The 7,146-nt window shown below is 40.9% G+C and carries 8 protein-coding genes; 3 read left to right on the forward strand and 5 right to left on the reverse strand.

Annotation, left to right across the window (positions count from 1 at the left end; translation table 11 throughout):
* Positions 1-127 precede the first annotated feature (127 nt).
* Both EXZ60_RS17990 and EXZ60_RS17995 read right to left on the reverse strand, forming a co-directional pair.
* A complete protein-coding gene (locus tag EXZ60_RS17990; RefSeq protein ID WP_203534970.1) occupies positions 128-565 on the reverse strand; it encodes a hypothetical protein in 438 nt (145 codons plus the stop codon).
* A 200-nt stretch (positions 566-765) separates the two neighbouring features.
* Positions 766-1,383, reverse strand: coding sequence for a nucleotidyltransferase domain-containing protein (locus tag EXZ60_RS17995; protein ID WP_274682304.1), 618 nt, complete (start codon positions 1,381-1,383; stop codon positions 766-768).
* Positions 1,384-2,077: 694 nt separating this feature from the next.
* Here EXZ60_RS17995 and EXZ60_RS18000 point away from each other — a divergent pair.
* Complete coding sequence (locus tag EXZ60_RS18000) at positions 2,078-2,320, forward strand: type II toxin-antitoxin system Phd/YefM family antitoxin (RefSeq protein WP_017045808.1); 243 nt, start codon at positions 2,078-2,080, stop codon at positions 2,318-2,320.
* Positions 2,321-2,327: 7 nt separating this feature from the next.
* Complete coding sequence (locus EXZ60_RS18005) at positions 2,328-2,627, forward strand: type II toxin-antitoxin system RelE/ParE family toxin (protein WP_017049509.1); 300 nt, start codon at positions 2,328-2,330, stop codon at positions 2,625-2,627.
* Between the two features lie 166 nt (positions 2,628-2,793).
* Here the strand turns inward: EXZ60_RS18005 and EXZ60_RS18010 are convergent, their stop codons facing one another.
* On the reverse strand, positions 2,794-3,051 hold the full coding sequence (locus EXZ60_RS18010; RefSeq protein WP_277436093.1) for a hypothetical protein: 258 nt from the start codon (positions 3,049-3,051) through the stop codon (positions 2,794-2,796).
* A 466-nt stretch (positions 3,052-3,517) separates the two neighbouring features.
* Between EXZ60_RS18010 and EXZ60_RS18015 the strand changes: the two genes are divergently transcribed.
* Entirely contained in the window at positions 3,518-4,225 is a 708-nt protein-coding gene (locus EXZ60_RS18015) for an SDR family NAD(P)-dependent oxidoreductase (RefSeq protein ID WP_231794208.1), read from the forward strand.
* Positions 4,226-4,364: 139 nt separating this feature from the next.
* Here the strand turns inward: EXZ60_RS18015 and EXZ60_RS18020 are convergent, their stop codons facing one another.
* Both EXZ60_RS18020 and EXZ60_RS18025 read right to left on the reverse strand, forming a co-directional pair.
* Positions 4,365-4,907, reverse strand: coding sequence for a DinB family protein (locus tag EXZ60_RS18020; RefSeq protein WP_171981740.1), 543 nt, complete (start codon positions 4,905-4,907; stop codon positions 4,365-4,367).
* A 136-nt stretch (positions 4,908-5,043) separates the two neighbouring features.
* Entirely contained in the window at positions 5,044-5,688 is a 645-nt protein-coding gene (locus tag EXZ60_RS18025; RefSeq protein WP_274701155.1) for a hypothetical protein, read from the reverse strand.
* Between the last annotated feature and the right edge of the window lie 1,458 nt (positions 5,689-7,146).

The following is a 7,146-nucleotide window of genomic DNA, read 5'->3' on the forward strand; positions in this document are numbered from 1 at the left end:
AAGCTCTGCAATGAAATTGCACACAAATTAAATACGCGCCCACGCAAAAGACTTGGGTATAGGACACCAACGGAGTATATTCATGCGCATCTGTAGAAAGTGTCGCACTTCAAACTTGATACTAAGCCTATTGGTAACTCACATCTGGTTGCATCACCCAGCCTATTTTTCCTTTGTGTAAACCATGCAAAACGCGAACTTGATACCAAGATGTCTGAATACCCTGCACATCCATCGTGGCAGAATCTAGAACTTCAATTCGGCTGCCATTACTTAGGCGATCAATAAGCAACTCTTTGTTGTTTAAACCATATGCAGCATGGATATCTGGTTTCTTTAGTAACCAGGATCCATTGTTGTTTGAAGCAATAACTAGCTCAGGCTCGGATTTTTCTGCAAGATTATAGTTGTTAGTTGTAAAAGTCTCACCAGTTTGGTTGATGATGGAACCTGAATTATGTTGATTGTTATTAACTACTTTCGGAGATGCATTTAAGTAACTTGCACAAGCTATAGCCGTACCAATAATTGTTGCGATTGATGCTGATTTTACCAATTTACTCATAATTTCAGTCTCTTACTTTAACTTACGTCAGAGAATTATATCAGAGGTTAGAGCTTGTCCAAAGTCTAAGTAAATAGGTATAACGCCGCATTAAGTGGTGAGCGACGCTAAACACTAATGCCTCGACAAACCACTTAAAACGGAAAAACTGAATTTACACTAAAACCGCCAAGCGTTGCGAATCCGTCTTAAATGCTTTGTTATATGCGTACTACTTGCTTGGCTAATTTACTCAATAGATTAAGATTTAATGGCTCTTTGTAAACTTGCTCAAAAAGACTGTAAACAGGTTTATCGTGCTCTTGCAAATAATTAAAACTCTTCTTGGAACCCAAAAACCACATACCACGAATTTCAAAGTATAGCTCCAATAGCTCGTGTTGAAGCCAAGTTCGACGATAGTTTCCGTCTAAATTACCATCATTTGCTCGTTCAAGCATTTTAGTAACCCACTCTTGAATATGTGCTTTATTTACATCAGAAATTGGCTCCTTACCGTCAGCAAGCTTTTGCTTAACTCTGGCAATGTAGCTCTTACCTAAACCACGTGTATCATGAATTGCTTTTCCATCTCCGAACCTTAACGACGCCTCTGGAATTGAATCGAGAAACGCAGTCGGGTAAACCCACACATCAAGGAATATCCCATGAAACAACCTAGCATCTTTATGCTCTTCTGGACGGTCCCAGAAACAGGCAATATCTATATCACTAGTCTCCGTTGCTTCATTTCGAGCATAAGAACCATAGAGGATGATAGTATGCGGAGCATATTTTTCTTTCAGCTCTTCAACTGCTAACTCAAGAATATCGTTCATTTTTCCTCCAGGCATATAACGCCCGGCTAAGGGGTTGACAACGCATAGCCGAACTCAAAAAACACACTGTAAACACTGAATTTCAATTTTGTACTAAAGCCACCACGCGTTGGCAATCCCTCTTGAGCCGTTTGTTAGGCCAACCAATTGACACCGACACTTTCACAACCAAAGGACGAGCTTTTTGTAAACTTGAAACAAACTAACCGATTCATTTATAAACCAAAATGCTGAATCAGCAAAGAAACAAAAAAACTCAAATTGAGCGGTTTGGAAGAAAAGTGACGAGCGTAGCATACTCGGCGGACGTTTGGATGCTGAAGGTTATTTTGCCGCTAAACTCACAACGAAAAGCAACTCAACACGATCAAGAAACGACAAATATGTGATGATTATTTATTGCTTAAGTTCAGCCGGAGAACATGGGATTTACCGTTCAATTTCAACTCGTTTTAGCTGATAAAACTCACACTGCCTAACGCCGCGTTAAGTGGTGAGCAACGCTAAACACCTATGCCGCGACAAACCACTTAAAACGGAAAAACTGAATTTACACTAAAACCGCCAAGCGTTGCGAATCCATCTTAAATGCTTTGTTAGTTTACTTCTCACACCAATCGCACGATTTAATTAAATTGCACATTTGGCTCGATACCCTATAATATTACTGCACTTACAGACTTGGAGCTTAACCATGTACACATTAACAGCAAATGATGCCAAACGTAATTTCGGTGAACTGCTTCTAAACGCTCAACGTGAGCCAGTTAAAATTAGTAAAAACAATAAAGATGCCGTTGTTGTGATGTCGATTAGAGACTATGAAGAACTTGAAGTCATGAAAGCCGATTACATAAAACATTGTTTTGAGTCCGCAAAAGCAGACTTAGCCCAAGGCAATATAGTTGACGGTGAAAACTTCCTAAACGCGTTGTAAGTAAAGTATGCACAAGAGTAAATATAAACTAAGTAAATTAGCACAGGCTCATTTACATAAAATCAAAAATTATACCGTTACAAACTTTTCCGAGATGCAGTGGAACGCATACAAAGACACTCTTCTTACTGGGTTTCAGATGCTCGCCGACAACCCAGCTGTAGGCAGAAGCTGCAACGATTTATATCAAAATGGTTTTTACTTCCCTATAGGCAAGCATACGGCTTACTTTACCAAGGAAGACAGTTTTATTTTGGTCGTTGCAGTCCTTGGGCAATCGCAATTGCCACAAAACCATCTGCGATAATTATCACACCCTAGCGTATTGAGTTAGGGTGCAATTTTGATTGGTAAACTAACGCCCGCTTAAGGGGCAGCCAACGCCACTACCAACTTACTGCATAACACCGTAACCACAAAAACCAACGCATAGTAAAAATGCCGCGCGTTGGCTGTCCCTCTTGAAGCGTTTGTTAGGGATTATTTTCCACTTCAATTTCAACTTGTCGAATAAACCATGCTAGAGTTGCAGGATTTACTTTTCCTTGCCCCCAGTGAGTACTAGTATCCCTAAAGCACTTAGCTAACGATTGATTGACTTTAGGCATAAGCGATGGTTCAAAATCAGCAAATGGTTTTCTACCATACACAAACTCGTACTCTCGAAAGCCTCTGAGTTGCCAATAAGTACCGTAAAAATCAGCCGCATGAGCTCGCAACCAAATCCACATAAACTCAGGGTCGTTTACATTAGGGGCTTCAGAATGACATTGACCACAAAGTAGCACTAGATTCGATGGCAGTTCTGAACCGCCTAAGGCGCGTGGGATAATATGACAACGCTGTAATTTACGCTTGTGGGCACATCGCCAACACAAAATTTCAGCTTCAGCCCAGTCAACAGATAAGCCACTTTAATCTTGATGGACTTTCCAGTATTCAACGATTTCTTTAATACTTGTGTCCATATCCACCTCATAATTCCTAACGCCCGGCTAAGGGGTTGACAACGCACCGCCGAACTTAAAAAACACACTGTAAACACTGAACTGCAATTTTGCACTAAAGTCGCCACGCGTTGGCAATCCCTCTTGAGCCGTTTGTTATGTCTTCGGTGCAAAAACCAGTTCGAATTTAGTAAGCTATCAAGTACATTACCCCCAACAGCACGCTTAATACATCGTATAAGGATACATTATGTCTAAAGTTGCCATTATCACTGGCGCTAGTCGCGGGATTGGTAAAACTATTTCTCATTACTTTGCTCAAGAAGGATACTCTTTAGTATTACTTGCCTTAAATACCGAAAACCTTGAGCAAGCTAAAGCAGAGTTAAAGTCCCGGTATTCGTCATGCTCCGTGAAGACACTATCAGTCGATTTCAATAACCCTTCTGAAGTTGAAACCATTATCACCTCAATCATCAAAGAACATGGAAACATTGATGCAATGGTTAACAGCGCGGGTGTATTAGCCGCTGGTAACACTAACCTTCCCTTAGCGAAGCTTTCTGAGCTAGTAAATGTAAACCTACTATCTACTATCACTGCTTGTAATTTGGTTGCTGAAAAAATGAAACAGCAAGGCTACGGGGAAATATACAACCTTGGCTCTACTGCTGGTTTAGTACCAGTCCCTAAAATTGCTGCATACTCAGCAACAAAAGCTGCAATTGTTAGCTATAGCCAATCGCTTTATCACGAGCTGCTTCCTTTTGGAGTAAAGGTCTGCTGTTTATGTCCTAGTGTCGTGGATACCGATATGACTAATGATGGGCGTATTGCCAATCGTTTAAAGATTGAAAAACAAGATCTAACAAAAGCACTCAGCTTTATTCGAAGTCTATCTCCTGGAGCAGCTGTCAGTACATTATCTATACGCTGTAGTGTCATAGACTTGGAGTAACCCTTAACCTCCCAAGAGGACATAACGCCAAATTAAGGTGTGAACAACGCCACCACCTTACCTAACGCATTGTGCCATAAACACTAAACTTGCTTGAAGTGAAAGCGCCGAGCGTTGTGAATCACTCTTAAATTTATTGTTATGTACGTGCTCCCTCTGGCACGATCATAGGCAGGTCTGTACAGCCAAAGTCTAAACCAAACTGGCTTAGCAAACAGGTAAGCTGGCCTCTATGGTGAGTTTGATGATTGAAAATATGTTGGCAAAACTCACCAACGGTCCTTTGAATCACCTGTCCTTCTGTTGTCGTGTACCTGACTATTTGGTTACAGCTATCAGCGGTAAACTGATTAGTGATTTCAATGTAGATCGAGTCTACAAGTTCTCGTAATTCAGAGAGTTCGTCTAGATTCGAAGCGAACGTGTCAGAAACTGACTTAGAAACGGGTAATTTCTTTAAAACTGTAGCTTCAACTGATACTAGCTCATTTGCTACAAGGCGCTGGAGCATAATCAAGTCACCGAACAAGATATGATTCCAGTGAGCCATGATTGTAGGGAAAAATGAGCTGGTATTCTGATGCAATTGCTCATGAGTCAGCTGACTGCAAACACCAAGTAACTGCTTATTCATTCGCTGATTATACAGCGCCAACATTCTGAAATTTGAGGATAAATTCATTTGACCTCCAAAGTACATAACGCCCAATTAAGGGGTGAACAACGCCTCCACCCAACCCAGCGCATTGTGCCATAAACACTAAATTTGAAGTAGAAGCAAAAGTGCCAAGCGTTGAGAATCCCTCTTAAATTGCTTGTTAGCTTTTTACACTATGCTTCTTGCGAATATGCTTTTTAAGGTTTTTCTTTGACACAGTCACACCACATTGAGGACATTCGGTAGTTTCAATGATGAGCATATATTTTAGGTTAGGCTCTTCAAGCGAGTAAATCACTTCATTGTTAGAATCTAACACGCACAACTTACCCAATAAAAAGCCGCCATTGTTTTTACATACCAATTCAAGTTTACGTTTTTTGCCGTTATTAACTATTAATTCAGTTCGAGATTTGTCGTAACTAACTCGGCACGATTTAACAACGCCTATAGTGCTATTTTCAGGCAAAGACTCAACGTCAAATTTATGGAAAGAAAGTAATGATGTTGGCTTTTGAGAGGATAACTTAGGAGGATGCATACAAGCATGTTGATACCACGGAGGACCAAGAGGAGCATCTACCCAAACGCTTCCGCCATTATGACGAATGAAATAAACTTCGTCATGACACTCAGGGCACGAAGTAGAGAAACAAGTACTCTCTTTAGATTCTCGATACCCACTATAATCATTTATTGCTGAGTTTCCGGAGTCAATACAACCACCGTGAATATGTATGGGAATGCACTGTCCGCCGACATATCTAAATTCGATGGGGTTTCCACAACGATTACAACTAGACATAACTACATAGACTCTTTTATTCGATGAAAGCTAACGCCCGGTTAAGGGGCAGCCAACGCCACAACCAAGCTTCCGCATAACACCGTAACCACAAAAACCAACGCATAATAAAAATGCCGCGCGTTGGCTGTCCCTCTTGAACCGTTTGTTATGTTTAAGCTTCAATGACTTACGTTTTTTTTCAAAACCAAGATTAACTCAGCATTGACTCACAAACAAAAGGCAAAACCTAAAAAACTGAATTTACTCATAACTTTTGAAAAGCAGACTTGGGCTTTTAACATTTCAAGCTTTGACAACTAGAAACTTAAAACTGATTTCTGATTGAGCCAACCGCCCTAACCTCGCACTTACTCGAAAATTGAATGAGGCAACTCTCTGAATTTCCAGCGCCAAAGAATAATTGTCCGGAAAACAGCGCCCACTGAAGCCAACTTGCCGACAAACGTAAAACCAATCAGCCGAGGGAACAAAGAAAAACCATAATCCACTGATTTTTGGTGATTAAGCATAACGCCCGGCTAAGGGGTTGACAACGCATAGCCGAACTCAAAAAACACACTGTAAACACTTAACTTCAATTTTGCACTAAAGTCGCCAAGCGTTGGCAATCCCTCTTGAGCCGTTTGTTATGCAAATTCAATAAGATAAACCGACTTTACACGACCAAAAGCCACCATTGCAATGGTTGAGTGATTCAAGAATCAACCCAAGTAGGAGCCGTGATAAATAAGCCGCGAAAACAAAGTCCACCTTTCAGCAACAAACCAAGCTTTTGAATGAGACAAACTCACCGAGCAAGACTTTCAGCAATTGTGAAATGATCGAATAACTTGCCCTTTCCACACTTTGCGCCCACTAAACTGACAACACGCCAGCGCTAAAACCGATTGAGGCAAACAAAGAACTTTGCCTATTTTACGGTTTGAGTTAACCATAAATTTGAGGGTAAAAATGCTCATTTGCCGACAACACAAAACGAATGGCCGGAGAAATCCCAAAAGATTGAACCCCTAAATTTACCTGAGTTGCATAACGCCCGGTTAAGGGGCAGCCAACGCCATTACCAAGCTTCCGCATAACACCGTAACCACAAAAACCAACGCATGATAAAAATGCCGCGCGTTGGCTGTCCCTCTTGAACCGTTTGTTATGTTTAAGCTTCAATGACTTACGTTTTACCAAAACCAAGATTAACTCGGTTTTGACTGACAAACAAAAGCCAAAACCTGAAAAACTGAAACGACTCATAGATTTGAAAAACAGACTTTGAATTTCGGCAATTCAAGCCCAAAAACCTGTGATCAAAATATTGATTGAGCCAGCCGCACCGTAAGCGCATCATAAACCCCACATTCTAATCAATATCGGTACGTCCTAAGATCAAATCTCCAACCTCAAGGAGATCTGAAATGGCAAAACGGCGCACCAACAAAGAATGGCAAACCCTGTTTGAAA

The organism is Vibrio sp. 1151_11, from assembly GCF_029478525.1.
GTDB classification, from domain to species: domain Bacteria; phylum Pseudomonadota; class Gammaproteobacteria; order Enterobacterales; family Vibrionaceae; genus Vibrio; species Vibrio anguillarum.

What these genes read in the sequence shown, in the direction of transcription:
- EXZ60_RS18025 (WP_274701155.1), bottom strand. Translation starts at nt 5,688, where the DNA reads ATGTCTAGTTGTAATCGTTGTGGAAACCCCATCGAATTTAGATATGTC.
- EXZ60_RS18010 (WP_277436093.1), bottom strand. Translation starts at nt 3,051, where the DNA reads ATGTGGATTTGGTTGCGAGCTCATGCGGCTGATTTTTACGGTACTTAT.
- EXZ60_RS18015 (WP_231794208.1), top strand. Translation starts at nt 3,518, where the DNA reads ATGTCTAAAGTTGCCATTATCACTGGCGCTAGTCGCGGGATTGGTAAA.
- EXZ60_RS17990 (WP_203534970.1), bottom strand. Translation starts at nt 565, where the DNA reads ATGAGTAAATTGGTAAAATCAGCATCAATCGCAACAATTATTGGTACG.
- EXZ60_RS17995 (WP_274682304.1), bottom strand. Translation starts at nt 1,383, where the DNA reads ATGAACGATATTCTTGAGTTAGCAGTTGAAGAGCTGAAAGAAAAATAT.
- EXZ60_RS18020 (WP_171981740.1), bottom strand. Translation starts at nt 4,907, where the DNA reads ATGAATTTATCCTCAAATTTCAGAATGTTGGCGCTGTATAATCAGCGA.
- EXZ60_RS18005 (WP_017049509.1), top strand. Translation starts at nt 2,328, where the DNA reads ATGCACAAGAGTAAATATAAACTAAGTAAATTAGCACAGGCTCATTTA.
- EXZ60_RS18000 (WP_017045808.1), top strand. Translation starts at nt 2,078, where the DNA reads ATGTACACATTAACAGCAAATGATGCCAAACGTAATTTCGGTGAACTG.